We start from the raw sequence: 23,995 nt of genomic DNA, 5'->3' as shown, positions 1-23,995 counted from the left end.
CGATATTGCGTCTTCTAGGGCACAATGTTGCGTGTGGACACGATCGACCAGCGAATCATTTCGCGCCTGATGGCCAACGCCCGCTCCAGCTACGCCGACATCGGCAAGGAGGTGGGCCTGTCCGCGCCCGCGGTGAAGCGGCGGGTGGACAAGTTGCTCGACACGGGCGTGCTGCGCGGCTTCACCGCGGTGGTCGACCCCGAGCAGCTCGGCTGGGGCACGGAGGCGTTCGTGGAGGTGCACTGCCGCGGCAACGTCGCGCCGCACGACATCCAGCAGCGGCTGGAGACGATGGCCGAGGTCCGGGCCGCCTACACCGTCTCCGGCGCGGCGGACGCGATCGTGCACCTGCGTGCCGCGAACATCCACCACCTGGAGACCGCGCTGGAACGCCTGCGCGCCGTCGAGATCATCGACCGCACCGTCTCCACCGTCGTGCTGTCCCGCCTCCTGGACCGACCACCGGCCCCCTAGAGTCGCGCGCATGGCCGAAGTGCTCCTCCACCGCTCCGACCGCGTGGCGGTCATCACCGTGCACGACCCGGAGCGCCGCAACGCGCTCACGCTCGACCTCTCCGACCAGCTCGTCGCCGCCGTGCGGAGCTGCGAGGACGACGCCGACGTGCACGCCGTCGTGATCACGGGAGCACCGCCGGCGTTCTGCGCGGGCGCGGACCTCACGGTCCTGGGCGAGGCCCGCGAGGAGGGCCTGCGGCACATCTACGCCGGGTTCCTCGCGGTGGCGCGCTGCACGTTGCCGACGATCGCGGCGGTCGGCGGCGCGGCCGTCGGTGCCGGTCTCAACCTGGCGCTGGCGTGCGACGTGCGCCTGGTCAACGCCGACGCGCGGTTCGACGCGCGGTTCCTCCAGCTCGGCATCCACCCCGGCGGCGGGATGACGTGGATGCTGCAACGGCTCGTCGGACCGCAGACGGCGACCGCCATGACCCTGTTCGGCCAGGTTTTGGGCGCCGACGCGGCGGTATCCCACGGACTGGCCTGGGCACGGGTCGACGGCGGGCACGACGACCTGGTCGGCGCCGCGGTCGGGTTCTCGCGCCCGTCGGCCGAGGCGCCGCGCGACCTGGTCCGCACGATCAAGGCGTCGATGCGCACGACCGCCGGCCTGACCGACCACGCCCAGGCCGTGGACACCGAACTGGCGCCCCAGGTGGCCTCGATCGCCACGCCGGCGTTCCAGGCCAAGCTGGCGGCCATGAAGGCCAGGATCAGCAGCCGGGAGTGACCTGGACAGGCACCACCACTACCTGTAACTTCAAGTAACAGTTACCGGCTGGTATTACTCGCGTGCTGCCCAGTTCGGCCCCCGCGCACCTGCTGGGACGAAGTGTCCCGCAGAGTGGTACAGGAGAAACCGGCACGCGTCCGGGCACGACTACCCTCGCGGAGGGGGACGGGGGCAGCAGGCCCCACAGCGGTTGTGAGGAAAGGGATCGGCGTAGGACATGACTACCGACGTTGGTAACGGCGCCGCGCCAGGTGGCTCGCCTGAGCAGACCGAGCCCGGGAAGCCGGCACCCGGGACGTCCGGGTCCGGGCGGTCCGCGCCCAGGCAGTCCGGCACCGTCCGCAAGCTCGACCGCGTGGTGATCCGGTTCGCCGGCGACTCCGGCGACGGCATGCAGCTCACGGGTGACCGCTTCACCTCGGAAGCCGCCGCGTTCGGCAACGACCTCGCCACCCAGCCGAACTTCCCGGCCGAGATCCGGGCGCCCCAGGGCACCCTGCCCGGCGTGTCCAGCTTCCAGCTGCACTTCGCCGACTACGACATCCTCACCCCCGGCGACCGCCCCGACGTGCTCGTGGCGATGAACCCGGCCGCGCTCAAGGCGAACATCGACGACCTGCCCAAGGGCGGGATCCTCATCGTCAACACCGACGAGTTCACCAAGCGCAACCTGGTCAAGGTCGGCTACGCGGCCGACCCCCTGGAGGACGACTCCCTCACCGAGACCTACCAGGTGCACAAGGTCGCGATGGCCACGCTGACCATCGGCGCCCTGGAGAACACCGGCCTGGGCAAGAAGGACGCGGAACGGGCGAAGAACATGTTCGCCCTCGGCCTGCTGTCCTGGATGTACCACCGGCCGACCGAGGGCACGGAGCGGTTCCTGCGGGAGAAGTTCGCCAAGAAGCCCGACATCGCCGAGGCCAACGTGCTGGCGTTCCGGGCCGGGTGGAACTACGGCGAGACCACCGAGTCGTTCGCGGTCACCTACGAGGTCGCGCCCGCCAAGCTCAACCAGGGCACCTACCGCCAGATCACCGGCAACACCGCGCTCGCCTACGGCATCGTCGCGGCCGGTCAGCAGTCCGGGCTGCAGGTCGTGCTGGGCACCTACCCGATCACCCCGGCGTCGGACATCCTGCACGAGCTGTCCAAGCACAAGAACTTCGGCATCACCACGTTGCAGGCCGAGGACGAGATCGCGGGCATCGGCGCGGCGCTGGGCGCGTCCTACGGCGGCGCGCTCGGCGTGACGTCGACGTCCGGCCCCGGTGTGGCGCTGAAGTCGGAGACCATCGGCCTGGCCGTGATGACCGAGCTGCCGCTGATCGTCATCGACGTGCAGCGCGGTGGCCCGTCCACCGGTCTGCCGACCAAGACCGAGCAGGCCGACCTGCTCCAGGCGATGTTCGGCCGCAACGGCGAGTCGCCGGTGGCGATCGTCGCGCCGCAGTCGCCCGCGGACTGCTTCGACGCCGCGCTGGAGGCCGCGCGCATCGCGCTGGTCTACCGCACGCCGGTGCTGCTGCTGTCCGACGGCGCGATCGCCAACGGCTCCGAGCCGTGGCTCATCCCGGACCTGTCCGAGCTGCCCGACCTCACGGTGGAGTTCGCCACGGAGCCGAACGCGACCGACGGCACGTTCTGGCCGTACCTGCGCGACCCGGAGACCCTGGCCCGGCCCTGGGCGGTCCCCGGCACGGCCGGCTTGCAGCACCGCATCGGCGGTCTGGAGAAGGCCGACGGCACCGGCAACATCTCCTACGACCCGGCCAACCACGACCACATGGTGCGGCTGCGCCAGCGCAAGATCGACGGCATCGAGGTGCCCGACGTCGAGGTGGACGACCCGTCCGGCGAGGCGCGCGTGCTGGTCGTCGGCTGGGGCTCGTCCTACGGCCCCATCGGCGCGGCCGCGCGCCGGGTGCGCAAGCTGGGGATGCCGGTGGCGCACGCGCACCTGCGGCACCTCAACCCGTTCCCCAAGAACCTGGGCGACGTGCTCGCCCGGTACGACCGGGTCGTCGTGCCGGAGATGAACCTCGGTCAGCTGGCGCTGCTGCTGCGCGCCAGGTACCTGGTCGACGCCATCAGCTACACGAAGGTGCAGGGCCTGCCGTTCAAGGCCGAGGAGCTGCAGGACGTGCTCGCCGATGTGATCAAGGGAGTGTCCGAATGACGGCGACGGAACTGGGGCTGCCCGGCGTGGGGGGCCTGGTCGGCGTGCCCACGACGGACGAGCCGCAGAAGGCCAAGGACTACAAGTCGGACCAGGAGGTCCGCTGGTGCCCCGGCTGCGGCGACTACGTCGTGCTCAACGCCGTGCAGTCCTTCCTGCCCACGCTGGGCCTCAAGCGCGAGAACATCGTGTTCGTCTCGGGGATCGGCTGCTCGTCGCGGTTCCCGTACTACATGAACACCTACGGCATGCACTCGATCCACGGGCGTGCGCCGGCCATCGCGACCGGGCTGGCCGTGGCCCGGCCGGACCTGTCGGTGTGGGTCGTCACCGGTGACGGCGACGCGCTGTCCATCGGCGGCAACCACCTGATCCACACGCTGCGCCGCAACGTGAACCTCAAGATCCTGCTGTTCAACAACCGGATCTACGGCCTGACCAAGGGCCAGTACTCGCCCACCTCCGAGGAGGGCAAGGTCACCAAGTCCACGCCGCTCGGGTCGCTGGACCACCCGTTCAACCCGGTGTCGCTGGCGCTGGGCGCGGAGGCCACGTTCGTCGGCCGCGCGGTCGACTCGGACCGGGTGGGCCTGACCGAGGTGCTGCGGCAGGCCGCCGAGCACCGCGGGTCGGCGCTGGTGGAGATCTACCAGAACTGCCCGATCTTCAACGACGGCGCGTTCGACGTGCTCAAGGACTCCGACGAGGCCGCCCGCCGGATCATCAACGTGGTCGACGGGCAGCCCATCACCTTCGGCAACGGCGAGTACGCCGTGGTCCGCGAGGGCTTCGGCCTGGCCGTGGCCAAGGCGGCGGACGTCGCGCCGGAGGACGTCGTGGTGCACGACGCGTCGGACCTGAACCTGTCGTTCGCGCTGTCCCGGCTGTCGACGCAGGACCTGCAGCACACCGTGACCGGCGTGTTCCGCAACGTCGCCCGCACCACGTACGACGACGCGGCACGGGCCCAGGTGGACCACGCCAAGGCCGCCAAGCCCGCCGACCTGCGCGCGCTGCTGCACGGCAAGGACACCTGGACCGTCGCCGGCTAGGTGTCGGCCCCGGTTCCCGCACAACGGAGAACCCCCTGTTCCGCCTCCCGGAACAGGGGGTTCTCGCGCTTCCCTCCCCAGGGAAGAGCTCGGGGTCACGGCGCCTGGCGGAAGCCTGCCTTCTCGGCGTCGGCCGTGGTGCGGAACCAGACGTCGGCGCGGGTCTCGCGGAAGTTCGCCGACTCGTCGGTGAAGTAGCGGCGACCGGTGAGGGTCGCCTTGACCTGGAACTCCGGCGCGGGCGCCAGGCCGTCGGACTTCGGCAGCACCGAACCGGGGCCGAACGGCGAGCGCGGGTTGAACCCCTCCTGCTGGCCCTGGAAGCGGGTGCTGCCGGGCGCGGGCTGCCTGCCGCCGGTGCTCGGGCTGAACCCGACCGGGCGGGGGCGGACCGGGCGCGGTGGCGGCGGCTTGATGGGCTGCGGTGAGAGCGGTGCGGGCGGCGTGCGCTGGGTGCCCGTGGGACGGGTGGGGCGCTGGGGCAGGCCGGTCGGGTTCATCGGCAGCGGGTTGCCGGCGAGCAGTTCGGGCGAGAGCGTGGGCACGAACGGCTGGTCGTTGCCGGACGACGGCGCCGGGCGGGTCTGCTCGGGTTCCGGCTCCTGATCCTCGTCGGAGTCCGGCAGCGGCTCGAACAGGCTGCGCGGGCGGGCGGGCTCGTCCTTCTTCGGCTCCGCGGCCTTCGGTTCGGCCTTGGGTTCGGGCCGGGGTTCGACCTGGGGTTCGGCGGACCGGGTGGGCAGGGACGGGTCGGCCGGGACGAACGTGGGCTCGAACGCGGGCGGCTCGACGGGCTCCGGCGCGGTCACCTCGGGCTCGGCCACGACCTCGCGCTCGACGACCGGCTCGCGCTCGGCGACCGCCTCGGGCTCCGCGACCTGCTCGGGCACCCGCGACGGCTCGGGCACCTCGGGCCTCGACTCCACCGGCCCGGCGTCGACCACGGCGCGGATGATGTCGGTCTGCGGCCCTTCGTTGCGGAACACATCGTCCCGGCGCGCTTCGTCCCGGCGCGCTTCGTCCCGGCGCGCTTCGTCCCGGCGTGCCTCGTCGTGGCGCGCTTCCTCTCGACGCGCCTCGTCGTGGCCTGCGTCGTGCCGTGCTTCGTCCTGGCGCGCCTCGTGCCTGCGGGTCTCCTTCTGGCGTGCCTCGTTGCGCGACAGCTCGTTCAGGAACGCCTCGTCACTGGACGTGGCGCTGACGGCGGGCTCGGACAGCTCGCCCCGCGCCGACTCGACGTCCACGGGCGCGAAGTGGCCGGTCAGGTCGTGCTCGGGCCACACCTGCGGCTCGGGCTCCTCGGCCCGCCGCTGCTCGCCGTCCACCTCGGCGATGGCCCGCGCCAGCTCGGTGGCCGGGATGAGCGCCGTCTCCTCGGCCGGGGAGGGCCTGCGCTCCGGCTCGTCCTCCTCCTCGTGGCCGGCGGTGTCCACGTCCTCGTCGTAGACCTCGCGGACGGGCTCGTCGCGCCACACCTCGCGCGGCTGGAAGACCTGGACCTCCGGCGGCGCGGTCGGCTCGTCCTGCCGCGGCGCGACCTCGGCGACCGCGGCGGCAGACACGGCCGGCATCAGCGTCGTCGCCTCGGCGGGCATCTCCGGTTCGTCCCCGGGCCGGTGCGGCCGCGGCTTCGGCTCCAGCGTCTCCCGGCTGTCCTGGCCCGGCGCGAGCCGCTCGAACAGGCTGCGCGGCGGCTCCTCGAACTCGGGGAAGTCGTGCTGCTCCTCGAAGTCGGACAACGGCCGGTGCTCGTCGTCCAGCTCCTCCAGCAGCGAGTCGCGCTGGTCGAGCTTCATGTTCGACACGTCGTAGCGGACGGGTTCGGCCGCGCCCTCGAAGCGGGCGCGCTCGGGCGCGGCGACCTCGTAGCGCGCAGGTTCCGGCGTCAGCACGTCGTCCGCCAGCGAGCGGGACGCCTCGACGTGCCAGTTGTCGAACTCGTCACCGGGGTCCGACCTCGGCGCGACCGAGCCGGCCGAGCCGGCCGTGGAGGTGGCGGCGGCCGGGCGTGGCGACGTGAGGAGGCGTTCCTCCAGGTCTTCCAGCTCGCGCTTGGCCGGGCGCACCAGGACCAGCCAGGTGAGCGCGACGCCTGCCACGAAGGACAGCAGGCTCCACAGCCACACCTGCCCGAAGAGCGAACTCACGGGAGACCCTCCCACTGCTGCTTGTCACACACCCCGACACGCTCCGCTTCCGAGCCTTCACCCGGTAGGGGAAGCGGTGCAAAACTACCCTGACCGCCGGGTCCGGCGCGTGGGGCCGGCCGGACCTGTGACCAGGCTTCGATAGTAGGCCACTCGGAGCAACTGACCAGCCAAAACGGCTGGCGTACAGTAGCCCGTGTGCCGCCGTTGACCAACGCCTCCAGTGTTCCGAAGGATGTTGATCGCACCAACCGGGGGATGGCTTTCGGCGTCGGCGCCTACCTGCTCTGGGGCATCGTGCCCGCTTACTGGCCGTTGCTGCAGCCCGCCGGATCGGTGGAGATCCTGGCTCACCGGATCGCGTGGTCGCTGGTCGTGATGGCGGTGATCACCGCCGCGCTCGGTCGCTGGGCGGGTATCCGCAGGCTGTCGGGTCGCGGCTGGGTGATGGTGACCGTCGCGTCCGTGCTCATCGCGGTCAACTGGGGCGTCTACATCCACGCGGTGAACACCGGGCACGTCGTGGAGGCCGCGCTCGGGTACTTCATCAACCCGCTGGTCAGCGTGCTGCTCGGGGTGTTCGTCCTGCGCGAACGTTTGCGCCTGCCGCAGTACGCGGCGCTCGCGATCGCGGTGACGGCGGTCGTGGTGCTGGCCGTGGACTACGGCAGGCTGCCGTGGATCTCGCTGGCGCTCGCCTGCTCGTTCGGGTTCTACGGGTTGTTGAAGAAGACGGTGCCGCTGGACGCCACGGCCAGCCTGACCGCGGAGAGCCTGGTGCTCGCCCCGGTGGCGGTGGGCTACCTGCTCTGGCTCGGGCCCGCCGGGACGTTCCACTCCGGCGGGTGGGGGCACGCGCTGTGGCTGGCCTCGGCGGGGCTCGTCACCGCGATCCCGTTGATCCTGTTCGGCGCGGGCGCCCGGCTCGTGCCGCTGGTCACCATGGGCATGCTGCAGTACCTGGCGCCGGTGCTCCAGTTCGCGTGGGGCGTGTTCGTGATGCACGAGCCGATGCCGGCGTCCCGCTGGTTCGGCTTCGCGCTGGTCTGGCTGGCCCTGCTGGTCTTCACCGTCGACGCCATCCGCAGCCGCCGCCTCCCCGTCGCCAACCTCCCCTGACCGCGAGTCGAACACTCAAGCCCCGCGTGTCCTACGTTCGCGTCGCGCGTGTCCTACGTTCAGGACCCCCGAGTTCAACGCTCAGAACACGACCGGCCGTCCTGAGTGTTCAACTCGGGGTACCGGAACGTAGGACACGCGCGTTCTGAACGTGGGACACGCGCGTTCTGGAGGTAGGACACGCGCGGATTGAGGGTTGGGCTCTCGCGGTCAGTGGGAGCGGGTGACGACGTAGTCGCTGACGGATTCGAGGGCGTTGCGGGCGGTGCCGGCGGGGAGGGCGCTCAGGGTGGCGCGGGCACGGGCGGCGTAGTCGTCGAGGGTTTGGCGGGCCCGTTGGAGGCCGGACGAGGCACGCAGCAGGCTCAGGGCCTCGTCCACCTCGGCGTCATCGGTGATGGGGCCGGCCAGGAGCTTGGCCAGGCGTGAGTCCGGCTCGTCCTGCAGGGCGTACAGCATGGGCAGCGTCTTCACGCCCTCGCGCAGGTCGGTGCCCGGGGTCTTGCCCGACTCCTCCGACGGCGAGGCGATGTCGATGACGTCGTCGGAGATCTGGAACGCCGCACCGATCACGTCGCCGTACGCCCGCAGCGCCTCCACCTGCGCCGCGCTGACGTCGGAGAACATCGCGCCGAACCGGGCGGCGGTGGCGATCAGCGAACCGGTCTTCTCCTCGATCGTGGTCAGGTAGTGCGCGACCGGGTCCTCACCGGGCCGCGGGCCCATCGTCTCCCGCATCTGCCCGGTCACCAGCTCGGAGAACGTCTCCGCGATGATCCGCGCCGCACCCGTGCCCAGGTCGGCGACCAGCGCCGACGCGTGCGCGAACAGGTAGTCGCCGGTCAGGATCGCGATGCTGTTGTCCCACTTCGCGTTGGCCGACTCCGCGCCGCGGCGCATGGTGGCCTCGTCCATGACGTCGTCGTGGTAGAGCGTGGCGAGGTGGGTCAGCTCGACGACGGCCGCCGCCTTGATGACGCTCTCCCGGTCCCACGTGGCGCCGAACTGGGCGGACAGGATGGTGAACAGCGGGCGGATGCGCTTGCCGCCCGCGCTCACCAGGTGCAGGGACGTCTCCATCACCGGGTGGAACTCGCTCTGCACGACCTTGTGCAGCAGCTCCTCCACCTCGGCCAGACCGTCCTGAACCACCTCCGCGAGCACGGGGTCCGCAAACCGGAACCCCGTCCCCGCCCGCTCGCTACTGGTCACGGCTACAGAGCCTACGTACCACTAGAAGATGAACGTTCCGGCACCCGCCCAATCGAGGACATCGGGCGGGTAAACGCCGAGCACGAGCGTGACCGCCGCACCCAGGGTGATCGCGATCGTGGTGAACGCGCCGGGCACGCTCACCGTCGGGCCGTCGGCCGCGGGCTCGCTGAAGTACATCAGCACGATCACCCGCAGGTAGAAGAACGCCGCCACCGCCGACGCCACCAGCGCGATGACCACCAGCGGCGTCATGCCGGCCTCGATAGCCGCCGCGAACACCGCGAACTTGCCGACGAAACCGCTGGTCAGCGGCAGGCCCGCGAGGGCGAGCAGCAGGAAGGTGAACACGGCCGCGGCCAACGGCGACCGCTTGGCCAGACCGGCCCACTGGGACAGGTGGGTGGCCTCGCCGTCGGCGTTGCGCACCAGGCTGACGATGCCGAACGCGGCGATCGTGGTGAAGCCGTAGGCCATCAGGTAGAACATCGTCCCGGACAGGCCCGCGTCGTTCAGCGAGATCGCGCCGATCAGCAGGAACCCCGCGTGCGCCACCGACGAGTACGCGATCATCCGCTTCACGTCGGTCTGGGTGAGGCCGAGGACCGCGCCGATCACCATGGACGCGATGGCCACGCCCCACAGCACGCCGGACCACTCCCAGCTCGACCGCTCGAACGCGCCGTACAGCACGCGCAGGATGCCGCCGAACGCGGCGACCTTCGTGCACGCCGCCATGAACGCCGTCACCGGCGTGGGCGAGCCCTGGTAGACGTCGGGCGTCCACGCGTGGAACGGGCCGACCGAGGCCTTGAACAGCAGACCCACGATCAGCAGGCCGAAGCCCGCGTAGAGCAGCGTGTCGGAGCGGTCCGTGGCGGTGGTGGCACTGGCGATGTCGGACAGCTTCACCGAGCCCGCGAAGCCGTACAGCAGGGCCACGCCGTACAGGAAGAACGCCGACGCGAACGCGCCGAGCAGGAAGTACTTCACCGCGGCTTCCTGCGACAGCAGGCGGCGACGGCGGGCCAGACCCGCCATCAGGTACAGCGGCAGCGACAGCACTTCCAGCGCGATGAACATGGTGAGCAGGTCGTTCGCCGCGACGAAGGTCATCATGCCGCCGAGCGCGAACAGCGTCAGCGGGAAGACCTCGGTCTGCATCTCGCGCAGGCGCAGCTGGTCGCGGGCGCCGACCGAGCCGGGCAGGATCGAGGCGTCCGCCACGAACGCGCCGCCCGGTTCGACGGACCGGTCCGCGATGAGCAGCACCGAGCCGAGGCCGAGCAGCAGCAGCGTGGCCCACAGGAAGATCACCGGCTGGTCCACCGCGATGGTGCCCGCCAGGGTGAGCTTGCCCTGCTCCAGGGTGTCGTCGGCGACCGCGTACGCCAGCAGCACCAGACCGGCACCGATCAGCGTGACGACGGTCAGCACGACCTGCGCCGCCCACCGCGCGGTCTTCGGCAGGAACGCCTCGAACAGCACGCTGAGGCAGGCCGCGCCGAGGACGATCAGCAACGGTGCGACGGCCCCGTAGTCGATCTCCGGGGCTTGCAGCCGCTCCACTTGCGAGAGGAACGTCGTCACGTCACTTGCCTTCCTGCGCGACCGGGTCGGCCACACCGACCTCGCTGAGCGTCGCCCCGACGGACGGGGTGATCACGTCCAACACCGGCTTCGGGTAGAAGCCGAGCACCAGGATCAGTGCCACCAGCGGCGCGAGCACGGCCAGTTCGCGCTTGTTCAGGTCGGGCACCGAGGCCTTCTCCGGGTCGACCGCCGCACCGGGGCCGCCGACCAGGTTGACCATCGCGGTGCCGCGCACCGGTCCCTGGAACACCCGCTGGTACAGCCACAGGACGTACAGCGCGGCCAGGACCATGCCGACGGCGGCCAGGACCGTGTAGACCGGCTCGTTCGGGTAGGAGCCGACGAGCACCAGGAACTCGCTCACGAACGAGTTGGTGCCCGGCAGCGCCAGCGACGACAGGCCGGCCACGAAGAACAGCCCGCCCAGCACCGGGGTGAGCTTGGCCATGCCGCCGTAGTCCTCGATCAGGCGCGAACCGCCCCGGGCCATCACCATGCCGACGACCAGGAACAACATGCCGGTCGAGATGCCGTGGTTGACCATGTAGAGCACCGCGCCCGTGCCGGCCTGCGAGCTGAACGCGAAGATGCCCAGCGCGATGAAGCCGAAGTGCGCGATCGAGGTGTAGGCCACGAACCGCTTCATGTCGGACTGGCCGACGGCGAGCAGCGAGCCGTACAGGATGCCGACGACGGCGAGGATCAGCACCAGCGGCGCGAGCTCCTTGCTGGCCGCCGGGAACAGCGGCAGGCAGTAGCGCAGGAAGCCGAACGTGCCGATCTTGTCCAGGATGCCGACCAGCAGCACGCCCGCGCCGACGGGCGCCTCGGCACCGGCGTCGGGCAGCCACGTGTGCAGCGGCACCAGCGGCGCCTTGATGGCGAACGCCACGAAGAAGCCGAGGAACAGCCAGATCTGGGTGGACAGCGGCAGCTCCCGCGTCACCGTGACCAGCGTCGCCCAGTCGAACGTGCCGGAGCCGAGCTTGTCCGCGCTGACCACGTACAGGCCGATCACCGAGGCCAGCATGATCAGGCCGCCGAGCAGCGAGTACAGGAAGAACTTCATCGCCGCGTACTGCCGGTTCGGGCCGCCGAAGCGGCCGATCAGGAAGTACATCGGGACCAGCACGGCCTCGAAGAACACGTAGAAGACGAACACGTCGGTGGCCGCGAAGACACCGACCATGCCGGTCTGCATGGCCAGCAGCAGCGCGAAGAACCCGCCCGCGCTGCGGCCCTCGGGCAGCTTGTCGGCCCACGAGCCGCCGATGACGACCGGCACCAGGAACGCGATCAGCGCGATCATCACCAGCGCGATGCCGTCCACGCCGAACGACAGGTGCACGCCGAAGGCGGGGATCCAGTCGGCCGAGCTGGTGAGCTGCAACCGCTCACCGCCCGGGTCGAACGCCGTCCACGCCAGCACGGCGAGCCCCAGCTCCACCAGCGAGAACGCCAGCGCGACCGTCTTGGCCAACCGGTCGTTGCCCCGCAGGAACGCCACCACCAGGCTGCCGACGAGCGGCAGCAGGAGCAGCGCGATCAGCGTCCAGCTCACGAGAACCTCACCATCAGCAGCGCGCCCAGGACGAAGACCGCACCCAGGAGCATGGAGAGCGCGTACGAGCGCACGAACCCGGTCTGCAGCCTGCGCAGCCGGCCCGAGCTACCGCCCAGCAGCGCCGCCGACCCGTTCACCAGGCCGTCGACGCCCTTGTTGTCCACGAACACCAGTGCGCGGGTGAGCCAGGTGCCCGGCCGCGCGAACAGCGCCTCGTTCAGCGCGTTGCCGTACAGGTCGGCGCGCGCGGCGCGGACCGGGAACGACACCCGCACCGGCCGTTCCACCGGCTGCGGCCGCCGGCCGAACAGCAGGAACGCGACCAGCACGCCCAGCGCCGACAGGCCGAGCACCAGGAAGTTCACCACGCCGTGCGAGAGCACGCCGTGCTGCTCCCGCAACTCGCCCAGCGACGGCGTGAGCCAGCCGGACAGGTTGTGGTTCGACTCGAAGAACCAGCCCGCGCCGACCGAGCCGACCGCCAGCACGATCATCGGCACCGTCATCGACAGGCCGGACTCGTGCGGGTGGTACTCGCGGCCGTCGGCCGACTTCAGCTCGGTGTAGCGGGGCTTGCCCAGGAACACCAGGAACAGCAGGCGGGTCATGTAGAACGCGGTGATGCCCGCGCCCAGCGCGGCCACGCCGCCGAACACCCAGCCGCGCCAGCCCGGCTCGCTGAACGCCGCCGCGATGATGGCGTCCTTGGAGAAGTAGCCGGACAGGAACGGGAAGCCGATCAGCGCCAGGTAGCCCAGCGTCCAAGTGACGAAGGTGATCGGCATCTTCTTCGCCAGGCCGCCCATCCGGCGGATGTTCCCCTCGTCGTTCATGCCGTGCATGACCGAACCGGCGCCGAGGAACAGGCCCGCCTTGAAGAAGCCGTGCGTGAGCAGGTGCATGATGCCCAGCGCGTAGCCGACCGGACCGAGGCCGACGGCCAGGATCATGTAGCCGATCTGGCTGACCGTCGAGTAGGCCAGCACCTTCTTGAAGTCGTCGTAGGCGCAGCCGATGACGCACCCGATCAGCAGCGTCAGCCCACCGATGATCATCACGACCAGGCGGCCGTCGGCGCTGAGGTTGTAGATCGGGTTCGAGCGGGCGATCAGGTACACGCCCGCGGTGACCATGGTCGCCGCGTGGATCAGGGCGGAGACCGGCGTCGGGCCCGCCATCGCGTCCGGCAACCACGCCTGGAGCGGGAACTGGCCGGACTTGCCGCACGCGCCGAGCAGCAGCAGCAACGTGATGGCCAGCACCTCGGCCGACGAGAACTCGTCGACGCGGGCGAACACCTCGGTGAACTGGGTGGTGCCCAGCGTCTTGAACATCAGGAAGATGGCGATCGCCAGACCCAGGTCACCGACCCGGTTCATCAGGAACGCCTTCTTCGCGGCCGACGCCGCTTCCGGCTTGTGCTGGTACCAGCCGATGAGCAGGTAGGACGCCAGGCCCACGCCCTCCCAGCCGAAGTACAGGGTCACGAAGCCGTTGCCGAGCACCAGCAGCAGCATCGCGGCGACGAAGAGGTTCAGGTAGGCGAAGAACTTCCGCCGCCCGGCCTCGTGCGCCATGTAGCCGATCGAGTAGACGTGGATCAGCGACCCGACACCGGTGATCAGCAGCACGAACGTCAGCGACAGCGGGTCCAGGCGCAGCCCGAACTCCACGTCGAGCGCGCCGACCGGGATCCAGTCGAACAGGTGCAGCTCGCTGCTGCGCTGCTCCGGGGAGAGCGCCAGCGTGTCGAAGAACAGCGCGACCCCGTAAGCGAACGCGGCGATCACGGTGGCGCAGCCCAGCAGGTGACCCCACTTGTCGGTGCGCTTGCCACCGACGAGCAGCACGAGCGCGCCGAAGGCCGGCAGGGCGAGCAACAACCACGCGAGACCGCCGATCCCGCTGGCGGCAATAGGTTCCGTCACCGGTGACCCCTCAGTACTTCAGCAGGTTGGAATCGTCGACCGAGGCCGAGCGACGCGTCTTGAAGATCGCCATGATGATCGTCAGACCGACCACGACCTCGGCCGCGGCGACGACCATCACGAAGAACGCCATCACCTGGCCGTCCAGCCCGCCGTTGATCCGGGCGAACGTGACCAGGCTGAGGTTCACCGCGTTGAGCATGAGCTCCACGCACATGAACACCACGATGGCGTTGCGCCGCACCAGAACGCCGACCGCGCCGAGGCTGAACAGCAGCGCGGACAGCAGCAGGTAGTACGTAGGGGTCACGACGACTCTCCCTTGAGCGCGTGCGCGTCGGGCTGGTGCCCGGTGCCGGACACCTCCGCGACGTCGTCCTCGAGAGTTTCCTTGGCGGTCGTCTCGATCAGCTCGGACAGGGACTCGGCGGCGACCGAGCCGTCCGGCAGCAGGGCGGGCGTGGCCACCGAGTTGGCGGTGGCGAACACGCCGGGGCCGGGCAGCGAGCCGGGGCGGTTGCCGCGGAAGCGCTCCTCGACCAGCTGCTTCTGGGTCTTCTTGGCGTCCTTGCCGGTGCGCGAGGTGAACGCGAGCACCATGGCACCGACCGCCGCGGTGATCAGCAGCGCCGAGGTCAGCTCGAACGGGAACAGGTAGTCGGTGAACAGCGCCTCGCCGATGTTGGCGACGTTGCCGCCGTTCTGCGTGTTCTGCGCGGCCAGGCCGACCGGCTCCACGTCGGTCAGCGCGCGGGCGACCGAGGCGACCACGATGCCGGCGAAGCCGACGCCGATGACCGTCGCGGCGAGCCGCTGGCCCCGAAGCACCTCGACCACCGAGTCGGAGCTGTCCCGGCCGACCAGCATCAGCACGAACAGGAACAGCATCATGATCGCGCCGGTGTAGACGATGATCTGCACGAAGCCGAGGAACGGCGCCTGCTGCACCATGTAGAGGACGCCGAGGCTGAGCATGGTGAGCACCAGCCACAGCGCCGAGTGCACGGCGTTGCGCGCGAAGAGCATGCCCAGCGCGCCGGCCAGGGCGAGCGGGCCGAGGATCCAGAACGCGACCGCCTCACCGGTGGTGACGGTGTCGACCACGCGCTGGACCTCGTCGGGCTGCTGGGCCAGGAGCATGAGGCTCACTTCAACGCCTCCTCGGGGCCCGTCTCGACGATCGAGCCTTCCGGCACGCCCGCCTTGCGCGCGAGCGTCGGCCCGTTCACGTAGTAGTCCTGCTCGTTCTCGCCCAGCCGCATCGGGTGCGGCGGCTGCTCCATGCCGGCCAGCAGGGGCGCGAGCAGGTCTTCCTTGGTGAAGATCAGCTTCTGGCGGTTGTCGTCGGCCAGCTCGTACTCGTTGGTCATGGTGAGCGAGCGGGTCGGGCACGCCTCGATGCACAGGCCGCAGCCGATGCACCGCAGGTAGTTGATCTGGTAGTCGGCGCCGTAGCGCTCACCCGGGGAGTAGCGCTCCTCCTCGGTGTTGTCGCCACCCTCCACGAAGATCGCGTCCGCCGGGCAGGCCCACGCGCACAGCTCGCAGCCCACGCACTTCTCCAGCCCGTCCGGGTGCCGGTTGAGCTGGTGGCGGCCGTGGAACCGCGGCGCGGTGACCTTCTTGACCTCGGGGTACTCCTCGGTGACGACCTTCTTGAACATCGTGCCGAAGGTGACGCCGAAGCCCTTGACGGGATCAAACACGCCCATCGCTGGCCTCCTTGTGTGAAGCTGCGGGTACCGCTGCCGGTTCCTGCGTCTGGTTGTCGGCGCCGGGCAGCTCGGCGACCCGCACCTGCCTGCGCGGCGGTGACTTGGGCACCTTGAGGTCCAGCGGTGGCACCGGGTAGCCGCCACCGGTGACCGGCACGGCGTCGGGGTCGTGCGGCTCGCGCTTGTCCGGCAGCAGGAACGCGATCAGCAGGACGACCACGAGGAACGCACCGATCACGATCAGCGCGGTGCTGGTGTCCAGACCGCTCCCGGACTCCCACTCCTGGCGCAGGTAGCGGGCGAACGCCACCGCGACGAACCAGACCAGCGCGATCGGGACCAGGAACTTCCAGCCCAGCCGCATGAACTGGTCGTAGCGCAGGCGGGGCAGCGTGCCGCGCAGCCAGATGAACAGGAACAGGAACGCCAGCGTCTTGACCACGAACCACAGCAGGCCGAACCAGCCGCTGTTGAGCAGGTGGTCGTCGCCGACGAACGGGAACCGCCAGCCGCCCAGGAACAGGGTGGTGGCCAGCGCCGAGACGGTCACCATGTTGACGTACTCGGCGAGGAAGAACAGCGCGAACTTCAGCGAGCTGTACTCGGTGTGGAAACCGCCGACCAGCTCCGACTCGGCCTCGGGGAGGTCGAACGGCGCGCGGTTGGTCTCGCCGACCATGGAGATGACGTAGATGATGAAGCTGACCGGCAGCAGGTAGAAGTACCAGCCGCCGCTCTGCGAGTCGACGATGTCCGCGGTGGACAGCGAGTGCGAGTGCATCACGACCGCGACGATCGACAGGCCCATCGCGATCTCGTAGGAGATCACCTGCGCGGCCGAGCGCAGCGCGCCCAGCAGCGGGTACGGCGAGCCGGACGCCCAGCCCGACAGCACGATGCCGTAGACGCCCAGCGAGGAGCAGGCCAGCACGACCAGCACGCCGACCGGCAGGTCGACCAGCTGCAGCGCGGTGGTCTCGCCGAAGATCGAGACCTCGCCGCCGAGCGGGATCACCGAGAAGGCGACGAACGCGGGGATGCAGGAGATCACCGGTGCCAGGAAGAACACCCACTTGTCCGCCAGGACAGGCCGGATGTCCTCCTTGAACGCGAGCTTCAGGCCGTCGGCGAGCGACTGGAGCCAGCCGTTCGGACCGACCCGGTTGGGTCCGGGGCGCTGCTGCATCCGGGCCACGACCTTGCGCTCCCAGTTGATCATGAACAGCGTCATGACCACGAGGAACGCGAAGATACCGACGACCTTGACGACGATCAGCCAGAACGGATCGTCGGCGAGGAGTTCAGCCGTGCTCATGCCTTGCCTCCGACGGGCGACGTGTTCTTCTCAGCGGAGCCCGTGACAGACGGAGCCGTCGTGTTCTTCTCAGCGGAGCCCGCGACGAGCGGAGCGACGGCCACCACGGAACCGTGGCCGGCGGCGAGGTTGCGCCGCACGGTGACCGCGCCCGAGTTGCCGGGCAGCCACACGACGCCGTCGGGCAGGTCGGCCGCCTCGACCGGCAGCACCACCTCGCCCCGGTCGGTGGAGACCGTGATCACGCCACCGAGCTCGACGCCCAGGTGCGCGGCGGTGGCGACGGACAGCTTGGCCACCACCGGGCGCGCGGTGCCCGCCAGGTTCGGCTCGTCGTCCTGCAACGAGCCGTTGTCCAGCAGCCTGCGCCAGGTCGCCAGCACGGCCTGCCCGGCCTTGGGCTGGGTGAGCAGCGGCGTCGGCACGGTGGGCGCGGCGGCCCGGGAAGCACCGGAACCGACCGGCGCGACGCCCAGTCTGGCCAGGTCGGCCGCCGCGGCGGCCGGGGTCTGGGTGAACAGGTCGGCGTCCATCTCCACGGCCAGGGTGTCGAGCACCCGGCCGTCCGGCAGCGCGCCGGTGCCCTCGATCGTGGTGCCGAAGGGACGCGGGCGGCCCTCCCAGTTCAGGTAGCTGCCCGCCTTCTCCACCGCGGGCGCGACCGGGAGCACCACGTCGGCGTGCGCGGTGACCGCGCTGTGCCGCAGCTCCAGGCTCACCACGAAGCCGGTGAAGTCCAACGCGCGCTCGGCCAGCGCCGGGTCCGGCAGGTCGAACGGGTCGACACCGCCGACCACCAGCGCGTCCAGCGCACCGCTCGCGGCGGCGGTCAGGATGCCCGTGGTGTCGCGGCCCGCCTTCGCGGGCAGCGCGCCGGCCGCCAGGCCCCACGCCCGCTCGACCTCGGCGCGCGCCGCCTCGTCGCTCACCAGGCGACCGCCCGGCAGCAACGTCGGCAGCAGGCCGGTCTCCAGCGCACCGCGCTCACCGGCGCGGCGCGGGATCCAGGCGACCCTCGCGCCGGTCCGCTCGGCCAGCGCGGCGACCGCGGAGAACAGGCCGGGCACCTCGGCGGCGCGTTCGCCGACCAGGATCACCGCACCCGGCTTGGTCAGCTCCTCGACCACGTCGGCGGCGTGCTCGGGCAGCGCGTTGATCGCCGACGGCTCGCCGCCGGGCACGCACGCGAGCAGCACGCCGTTCGTCTTCTCCACCGCGGGCGTCGTGTACTGGCCCAGGTGGTAGACCTTCGTCCGGTTCGTGCGGGCCGCCTTGCGCAGCCGCAGGAACACGATCGGCGACTCCTCCTCCGGCTCGAACGCGACCAGCAGCGCGGCCGGCGCGGACTCGATGCCGGCGTAGGTGACGCCGCCGTTGTCCGGGTTCGTGCCGACGATCGCGCCGGTCAGGAACTCCAGCTCCTCGGCGGAGTGGGCGCGGGCGCGGAAATCGACGTCGTTGGTGCGCAGCGCGATCCGGGCGAACTTCGAGTACGCGTAGGCGTCCTCGACGGTGAGCCTGCCGCCGGCCAGCACGCCGACGCCCTTGCCGTCACGCGCCTTCGCCAGGCCCTCGGCCGCGTACTGCAGCGCCTCGGTCCACGACGACTCGCGCAGCTCGCCGCTGGCCTTGTCGCGCACCAGCGGGCGGCGGATCCGGTCACCGGCGGTGGCGTAGGTGAAGGCGAAGCGGCCCTTGTCGCAGGTCCACTCCTCGTTGACCTCGGGCGCGTCGCCCGCCAGCCGGCGCTGCACCTTGCCGCGTCGCCAGTCGGTGCGCGTCGAGCAGCCCGACGAGCAGTGCTCGCACACGCCGGGGGTGGACACCAGGTCGAACGGCCGCGCGCGGAACCGGTACGCGGCGCTGGTCAGCGCGCCCACCGGGCAGATCTGGATGGTGTTGCCGGAGAAGTAGGACTGGAACGGCTTCTCCTGCGCCACGCCGATCTGCTGCTGCGAACCGCGCTCCAGCAGCTCGATGAACGGGTCGCCCGCGATCTGCGCGGAGAACCGCGTGCAGCGCTGGCACAGCACGCACCGCTCGCGGTCGAGCAGGACCTGGGTGGAGATCGGGATCGGCTTGGGGAACGTCCGCTTGTGCTCGTGGAACCGGGAGTCCGCGCGGCCGTGCGCCAACGCCTGGTTCTGCAGCGGGCACTCGCCGCCCTTGTCGCAGATCGGGCAGTCCAGCGGGTGGTTGATGAGCAGCAGCTCCATCACGCCCTGCTGCGCCTTGTCCGCCACCGGCGAGCTCAGCTGGGTCTTGACGACCATGCCGTCGGCGACCGTCATGGTGCAGGAGGCCTGCGGCTTCGGCATCGGCCGGCCGCCCATCTCCACCTCGACCAGGCACTGCCGGCAGGCGCCCGCGGGCTCCAGCAACGGGTGGTCGCAGAAGCGCGGGATGACGGTGCCGAGCCGCTCCGCGGTGCGGATCAGCAGCTCGCCCTTGGGCGCGACGACCTCCACGCCGTCGATGACGAGCTTCACGTGGCCCTCGGGGACCACGAGCTCGGCTTTCTGTTCAGGGGCGGTGGCTTCGATTGTCATGCGCTAGCTCCCGCCAACACGGTGCCCGACTCATTCTTGGGTGAGTTCTGGTCGCACAAGGCCAGGAACTCGTGCTTGAAGTACTTGATGCCGCTGGTGATCGGGCTGACCGCGCCGTCACCGAGGGCGCAGAACGAGCGGCCCAGGATGTTGTCGCAGACGTCCAGCAGCGTGTCGATGTCGCCTGCCGTGCCGTTGCCCGCGACCATCCGCTGGAGGATCTGCACGAGCCAGTAGGTGCCCTCGCGGCACGGCGTGCACTTGCCGCACGACTCGTGCTTGTAGAACTCGGTCCACTTCATGACCGCCCAGGGCACGGACACCGTCTCGTTGAAGATCTGCAACGCGGTGGTGCCGAGCATCGAGCCCGCCTCGGCCGCGCCCTCGAAGTCCAGCGGCACGTCCAGGTGGTCGGCGGTGAACAGCGGGGTGGACGAGCCGCCCGGCGTCCAGAACTTCAGCGGGACGCCGTCCTTCATGCCGCCCGCCAGGTCGAGCAGCTCCCGCAGCGTGACGCCCATCGGCGCCTCGTACTGGCCGGGGCGCTCCACGTGACCGGACAGCGAGAAGATCTTCGGGCCCGGCGAGCGCTCGCGGCCCATGGTGCGGAACCAGTCCGCGCCGCCGTTGACGATGTAGGGCACGCTGGCGATCGTCTCGACGTTGTTCACCACGGTCGGCGAGGCGTACAGGCCCGCGGTCGCCGGGAACGGCGGCTTGAGCCGGGGCTGGCCGCGCTTGCCCTCCAGCGAGTCCAGCAGCGCCGTCTCCTCGCCGCAGATGTAGGCGCCCGCGCCGGCGTGCACCACCACGTCGAGGTCGAAGCCCGAGCCGAGGATGTCCTTGCCCAGGTAGCCCGCCTCGTACGCCTCGCGCACGGCCGCGTGCAGCCGGCGGATCACGTGCAGCACCTCGCCGCGCACGTAGATCGCGGCGAAGTTCGCCCGGATCGCGTACGAGGTGATGATGATGCCCTCGATCAGCGAGTGCGGGTCCGCCATCATCAGCGGGATGTCCTTGCAGGTGCCCGGCTCGCCCTCGTCGGCGTTGATGACGAGGTAGTGCGGCTTGCCGTCGCCCTGCGGGATGAAGCCCCACTTCATGCCGGTGGGGAAGCCCGCGCCGCCGCGACCGCGCAGCCCGGAGTCCTTGCACTGCTGGATCAGCTGGTCCGGGTGCGCCTTGAGCGCCTTGCGCAGCGCCGTGTACCCCTCCAGCTGTTCGTAGGTCTTCAGCGTCCACGAGCGCGGCGACAGCCAGCGCTTCGTCAGGACGGGAGTCAGGTTGTCGACCACGTCAGCTCCCCCTACCTACTTCTTCTCCGGCAGTGGCGGGAACTCCGCGTTGTCCGGCATGGCCGGCGCGGTCCACCCGCGTTCCGCGGCGACCTTGGCCCCGCGCACCGTCTCCGGCGCGGCCGACGGGCCGTCCAGGTCCGCGTCGCGGCCCTCGAAGAACCCGGCCAGCTGGAGCTCGGCCTGGCGGAAGTCGGTCAACGGCGCGCCGCGCGTCGGGTGGGGCTTGTCCCCCGCCTGCAACGACTTCACCAGCTCCAGCGCGCCGTCGGGCGTCTGGTTGTCGAAGTACTCGTAGTTGACCTGGAGCACCGGGCCGAGGTCGCAGGCCGCCAGGCACTCGGCGTGCTCCAGCGTGATCGAGCCCGGCGTGCCCGGCTCGCCCGCGGTCTCCTCGTGGCCGACGTCGAGGTGGTCCTTGAGCTTGGCGTAGATCGCGTCACCGCCGAGCGCCGCGCACAGCGTGTTCGTGCAGACGCTGACCAGGTGCTCGCCGCACGGGCGGCGCTTGTACATGGTGTAGAACGTCGCGACCGCGCTGACCTCGGCGTTGGTCAGGTCGAGCTGGCCGGCGCAGAAGGTGATCCCCGCCTGGCTGACGTACCCCTCGACCGACTGCACCAGGTGCAGCATCGGCAGCAGCGCCGACCGCGCCTGCGGGTAGCGGGCGATGATCGCCTGCGCCTTCGCCGCGATCGACTCGTCGAACACGCTGGTGTCGACCGCGTTCTCGGTCACCAGCCGGTGGGTCTCGACGGGGTCCAGCGGCGAGGCCGCGTAGACCTCTTCGGAAGTGCTCATCGGTCACAACCACCCATCACCGGGTCGATAGAGGCCACCGACGCGATGACGTCGGCGACCATGCCGCCCTCGCACATCGCGGGCATCGACTGGAGGTTCACGAAGCTGGGTTCGCGCACGTGCACGCGCATCGGGCGGGTGCCGCCGTCGGAGACGATGTGGTAGCCCAGCTCGCCGCGCGGCGACTCGATCGGCACGTACACCTGGCCCGCCGGGACCGCGAAGCCCTCGGTGACCAGCTTGAAGTGGTGGATCAGGGACTCCATGGACTGGCCCATGATCTTGCGCACGTGCTCCAGCGAGTTGCCCATGCCGTCCGCGCCGATGGTCAGCTGCGCGGGCCAGGCGATCTTGGCGTCGGAGACCATGACCGGGCCGGGCGTCAGGTTGTCCACGGCCTGCCGCACGATCCGCAGCGACTGGTGCATCTCCTCCAGCCGCAGCAGGTAGCGGGCGTAGGAGTCGGCGGCGTTCGACGTGGGCACGTCGAACTCGTAGTTCTCGTAGCCGCAGTAGGGCTCGACCTTGCGCAGGTCCCACGGCAGGCCCGCGGAGCGCAGGATCGGGCCGGTGATGCCCAGCGCGAGGCACGCGTCCACCGGCAGGTAGCCGACGCCCGCGAGCCGGTTGCGCCAGATCGGCTGGCCGGACAGCAGCTTGTCGTAGTCGGGCAGCCGGGAGTCCATCACCTTGATGAAGTCCTTGATCTTCTGCTCGGCGCCCTCGGGCAGGTCCTGCGCCAGGCCGCCGGGCCGGATGAACGCGTGGTTCATCCGCAGACCGGTCAGGAACTCCAGCAGGTGCAGGACCTCCTCGCGCTCGCGGAAGCCCGCGGTCATGCCGGTCAGCGCGCCCAGCTCCATGCCGCCGGTGGCCAGCGCCACCAGGTGCGAGCTGATCCGGTTGAGCTCCATGAGCAGCACGCGGATCGTCTGCGCCCGCTGCGGGACGGTCACGCCGAGCAGCTTCTCGACCGCCATGCAGTACGCGGCCTCGTTGTGCAGCGGGGCCAGGTAGTCCATGCGCGTCACGAACGTGACGCCCTGGGTCCAGTTGCGGTACTCGACGTTCTTCTCGATGCCGGTGTGCAGGTAGCCGATGACGCTGCGGGCCTGGGTGACCGTCTCGCCCTCCAGCTCCAGCACCAGGCGCAGCACGCCGTGCGTGGAGGGGTGCTGCGGACCCAGGTTCATGACGATGCGCTCGTCACCCGCGGCCTCGGCCAGCACCTCGTCCCAGTCGCCGCCGGTCACCGTGTAGACGGTGCCCTCGGTCGTCTGGCGGGAACCCGCGTACGCGTCGGGGTTCGACGTCGTGCGGTTGGCGTCGTGGGAGTCGCTGCCTTGGGAAACGCTGTCGCGGCCGGCTGTGCCCGATCCTGCTGTGCCCGATCCTGTTGGGCCCGATCCTGTTGGGCCCGATCCTGTTGGGCCGGTGGCGGTGCCGGTGGTCACGTCGGAAAGTCGCTCGGTCATGAGTAGGACCGCCTCTGGTCTGGCGGGGGGATCTCCGCGCCCTTGTACTCCACCGGGATGCCGCCGAGCGGGTAGTCCTTGCGCTGCGGGTGGCCGTCCCAGTCGTCCGGCATGAGGATCCGGGTGAGCCCCGGGTGGCCGTCGTAGACGATGCCGAACATGTCCCAGGTCTCGCGCTCCTGCCAGTCCGCGGTCGGGTAGACCGAGACCACGCTGGGGATGTGCGCGTCGTCCACGTCGACCGCGACCTCCAGCCGGATGCGCCGGCGGTAGGTCATCGACGTCAGGTGGTACACCGAGTGCAGCCGCTGCGCCGCGTCGACGCCGTAGTCCACACCGGACACGGAGCTGCACAGCTCGAAGCGCAGCGCCGGGTCGTCGCGCAGGATCCGCGCCACCTCGACCAGGTTGTCCCGGCGCAGGTAGAACGTGATCTCGCCGCGGTCGACGGTGATCTGCTGCACGGTGTCGGCGGGCAGGCCCTGCTCCCGGATCGCGGCCAGCAGCTCGTCGGCGACCTCGTCGAACCAGCCGCCGTAGGGCCGCTCGGACGGCGCGGCGACGTGGGCGGGCAGCCGCAGGCCGCCGAAGCCGGAGGTGTCGCCGGAGCCGGAGATGCCGAACATGCCCTCGCGCGCCTTGCCCGCGACCATGCCGCCGCGCGCGAGGTACTCCTCGTGCTGGGCCTCGTTCATGCTCGCCGAGCTGAGCGCCTCGTCGTTGCCCGGAGTGCCGGCGCCAGGGGTCTGGTCGACCTCTTTGTTCCCGCCCGAGCCGGTCTCATTTGGGCTGGTCTCATTTG

The 23,995-nt window shown here is 70.4% G+C and carries 19 protein-coding genes; 5 read left to right on the top strand and 14 right to left on the bottom strand.

The features are described from left to right. Positions 1–33: 33 nt before the first annotated feature. From AB0K14_RS19015 to AB0K14_RS19000, 4 genes are all read left to right on the top strand, one after another. Positions 34–474, top strand: a complete 441-nt coding sequence (locus tag AB0K14_RS19015) for an Lrp/AsnC family transcriptional regulator (protein ID WP_360452783.1) — start codon at positions 34–36, stop codon at positions 472–474. Positions 475–484: 10 nt separating this feature from the next. Further along, positions 485–1,246 (top strand): enoyl-CoA hydratase, encoded by a 762-nt coding sequence (locus AB0K14_RS19010; RefSeq protein WP_360452781.1) that lies wholly within the window; start codon positions 485–487, stop codon positions 1,244–1,246. Positions 1,247–1,466: 220 nt separating this feature from the next. Next, positions 1,467–3,428, top strand: coding sequence for a 2-oxoacid:acceptor oxidoreductase subunit alpha (locus tag AB0K14_RS19005; RefSeq protein WP_360452779.1), 1,962 nt, complete (start codon positions 1,467–1,469; stop codon positions 3,426–3,428). After that, positions 3,425–4,480, top strand: coding sequence for a 2-oxoacid:ferredoxin oxidoreductase subunit beta (locus tag AB0K14_RS19000; protein WP_360452777.1), 1,056 nt, complete (start codon positions 3,425–3,427; stop codon positions 4,478–4,480). Before AB0K14_RS19005 ends, AB0K14_RS19000 begins: the two co-directional genes overlap by 4 nt. Positions 4,481–4,575: 95 nt before the next feature. Here the strand turns inward: AB0K14_RS19000 and AB0K14_RS18995 are convergent, their stop codons facing one another. Then, positions 4,576–6,627 carry a hypothetical protein gene (locus AB0K14_RS18995; protein WP_360452775.1) on the bottom strand — a complete coding sequence of 684 codons (2,052 nt, stop codon included), beginning with the start codon at positions 6,625–6,627 and terminating at the stop codon, positions 4,576–4,578. Between the two features lie 258 nt (positions 6,628–6,885). Between AB0K14_RS18995 and rarD the strand changes: the two genes are divergently transcribed. Continuing rightward, the gene (gene rarD, locus AB0K14_RS18990; protein WP_360452773.1) at positions 6,886–7,746 is read left to right on the top strand and encodes an EamA family transporter RarD; all 861 of its coding nucleotides are present in this window, start codon (positions 6,886–6,888) and stop codon (positions 7,744–7,746) included. A 210-nt stretch (positions 7,747–7,956) separates the two neighbouring features. On the opposite strand, the gene AB0K14_RS18985 is transcribed toward rarD, so the two are convergent. From AB0K14_RS18985 to AB0K14_RS18925, 13 genes are all read right to left on the bottom strand, one after another. Beyond that, complete coding sequence (locus AB0K14_RS18985) at positions 7,957–8,910, bottom strand: polyprenyl synthetase family protein (RefSeq protein WP_360452868.1); 954 nt, start codon at positions 8,908–8,910, stop codon at positions 7,957–7,959. Between the two features lie 69 nt (positions 8,911–8,979). After that, positions 8,980–10,548, bottom strand: a complete 1,569-nt coding sequence (nuoN, locus tag AB0K14_RS18980) for an NADH-quinone oxidoreductase subunit NuoN (RefSeq protein WP_360452771.1) — start codon at positions 10,546–10,548, stop codon at positions 8,980–8,982. A 1-nt stretch (position 10,549) separates the two neighbouring features. Then, on the bottom strand, positions 10,550–12,112 hold the full coding sequence (locus AB0K14_RS18975; RefSeq protein ID WP_360452769.1) for an NADH-quinone oxidoreductase subunit M: 1,563 nt from the start codon (positions 12,110–12,112) through the stop codon (positions 10,550–10,552). Beyond that, complete coding sequence (gene nuoL / locus AB0K14_RS18970; protein WP_360452866.1) at positions 12,109–14,016, bottom strand: NADH-quinone oxidoreductase subunit L; 1,908 nt, start codon at positions 14,014–14,016, stop codon at positions 12,109–12,111. The genes AB0K14_RS18975 and nuoL overlap by 4 nt, the downstream gene beginning before the upstream one ends. Positions 14,017–14,053: 37 nt before the next feature. Continuing rightward, positions 14,054–14,353, bottom strand: coding sequence for an NADH-quinone oxidoreductase subunit NuoK (gene nuoK / locus AB0K14_RS18965; RefSeq protein WP_053715303.1), 300 nt, complete (start codon positions 14,351–14,353; stop codon positions 14,054–14,056). Beyond that, entirely contained in the window at positions 14,350–15,183 is an 834-nt protein-coding gene (locus AB0K14_RS18960) for an NADH-quinone oxidoreductase subunit J (protein ID WP_360452864.1), read from the bottom strand. The genes nuoK and AB0K14_RS18960 overlap by 4 nt, the downstream gene beginning before the upstream one ends. A 5-nt stretch (positions 15,184–15,188) precedes the next feature. Continuing rightward, positions 15,189–15,755: an NADH-quinone oxidoreductase subunit NuoI gene (gene nuoI / locus AB0K14_RS18955; protein WP_360452767.1), complete on the bottom strand. Its 567-nt coding sequence runs from the start codon at positions 15,753–15,755 to the stop codon at positions 15,189–15,191. Then, positions 15,742–17,073 (bottom strand): NADH-quinone oxidoreductase subunit NuoH, encoded by a 1,332-nt coding sequence (gene nuoH / locus AB0K14_RS18950; RefSeq protein WP_360452765.1) that lies wholly within the window; start codon positions 17,071–17,073, stop codon positions 15,742–15,744. The genes nuoI and nuoH overlap by 14 nt, the downstream gene beginning before the upstream one ends. Next, positions 17,070–19,622, bottom strand: coding sequence for an NADH-quinone oxidoreductase subunit G (locus AB0K14_RS18945; RefSeq protein WP_360452763.1), 2,553 nt, complete (start codon positions 19,620–19,622; stop codon positions 17,070–17,072). The genes nuoH and AB0K14_RS18945 overlap by 4 nt, the downstream gene beginning before the upstream one ends. Then, positions 19,619–20,917 carry an NADH-quinone oxidoreductase subunit NuoF gene (nuoF, locus tag AB0K14_RS18940; RefSeq protein WP_360452761.1) on the bottom strand — a complete coding sequence of 433 codons (1,299 nt, stop codon included), beginning with the start codon at positions 20,915–20,917 and terminating at the stop codon, positions 19,619–19,621. Before nuoF ends, AB0K14_RS18945 begins: the two co-directional genes overlap by 4 nt. 15 nt (positions 20,918–20,932) lie before the next feature. Next, positions 20,933–21,718 carry an NADH-quinone oxidoreductase subunit NuoE gene (nuoE, locus tag AB0K14_RS18935; RefSeq protein ID WP_360452759.1) on the bottom strand — a complete coding sequence of 262 codons (786 nt, stop codon included), beginning with the start codon at positions 21,716–21,718 and terminating at the stop codon, positions 20,933–20,935. After that, positions 21,715–23,193, bottom strand: a complete 1,479-nt coding sequence (locus AB0K14_RS18930) for an NADH-quinone oxidoreductase subunit D (protein WP_360452757.1) — start codon at positions 23,191–23,193, stop codon at positions 21,715–21,717. Before AB0K14_RS18930 ends, nuoE begins: the two co-directional genes overlap by 4 nt. After that, a complete protein-coding gene (locus AB0K14_RS18925) occupies positions 23,190–23,888 on the bottom strand; it encodes an NADH-quinone oxidoreductase subunit C (RefSeq protein WP_360452862.1) in 699 nt (232 codons plus the stop codon). Before AB0K14_RS18925 ends, AB0K14_RS18930 begins: the two co-directional genes overlap by 4 nt. Positions 23,889–23,995 lie beyond the last annotated feature (107 nt).

Source organism: Actinosynnema sp. NPDC050801 (assembly GCF_040673975.1).
GTDB lineage: Bacteria > Actinomycetota > Actinomycetes > Mycobacteriales > Pseudonocardiaceae > Actinosynnema.
This window is presented reverse-complemented; position numbering and strand designations above follow the sequence as displayed.

What these genes read in the sequence shown, in the direction of transcription:
- AB0K14_RS19000 (WP_360452777.1), top strand. Translation starts at nt 3,425, where the DNA reads ATGACGGCGACGGAACTGGGGCTGCCCGGCGTGGGGGGCCTGGTCGGC.
- nuoH (WP_360452765.1), bottom strand. Translation starts at nt 17,073, where the DNA reads ATGAGCACGGCTGAACTCCTCGCCGACGATCCGTTCTGGCTGATCGTC.
- nuoI (WP_360452767.1), bottom strand. Translation starts at nt 15,755, where the DNA reads ATGGGCGTGTTTGATCCCGTCAAGGGCTTCGGCGTCACCTTCGGCACG.
- AB0K14_RS18945 (WP_360452763.1), bottom strand. Translation starts at nt 19,622, where the DNA reads ATGACAATCGAAGCCACCGCCCCTGAACAGAAAGCCGAGCTCGTGGTC.
- AB0K14_RS19010 (WP_360452781.1), top strand. Translation starts at nt 485, where the DNA reads ATGGCCGAAGTGCTCCTCCACCGCTCCGACCGCGTGGCGGTCATCACC.
- AB0K14_RS18925 (WP_360452862.1), bottom strand. Translation starts at nt 23,888, where the DNA reads ATGAACGAGGCCCAGCACGAGGAGTACCTCGCGCGCGGCGGCATGGTC.
- rarD (WP_360452773.1), top strand. Translation starts at nt 6,886, where the DNA reads ATGGCTTTCGGCGTCGGCGCCTACCTGCTCTGGGGCATCGTGCCCGCT.
- nuoE (WP_360452759.1), bottom strand. Translation starts at nt 21,718, where the DNA reads ATGAGCACTTCCGAAGAGGTCTACGCGGCCTCGCCGCTGGACCCCGTC.
- AB0K14_RS18960 (WP_360452864.1), bottom strand. Translation starts at nt 15,183, where the DNA reads ATGCTCCTGGCCCAGCAGCCCGACGAGGTCCAGCGCGTGGTCGACACC.
- AB0K14_RS19005 (WP_360452779.1), top strand. Translation starts at nt 1,467, where the DNA reads ATGACTACCGACGTTGGTAACGGCGCCGCGCCAGGTGGCTCGCCTGAG.
- AB0K14_RS18930 (WP_360452757.1), bottom strand. Translation starts at nt 23,193, where the DNA reads ATGACCGAGCGACTTTCCGACGTGACCACCGGCACCGCCACCGGCCCA.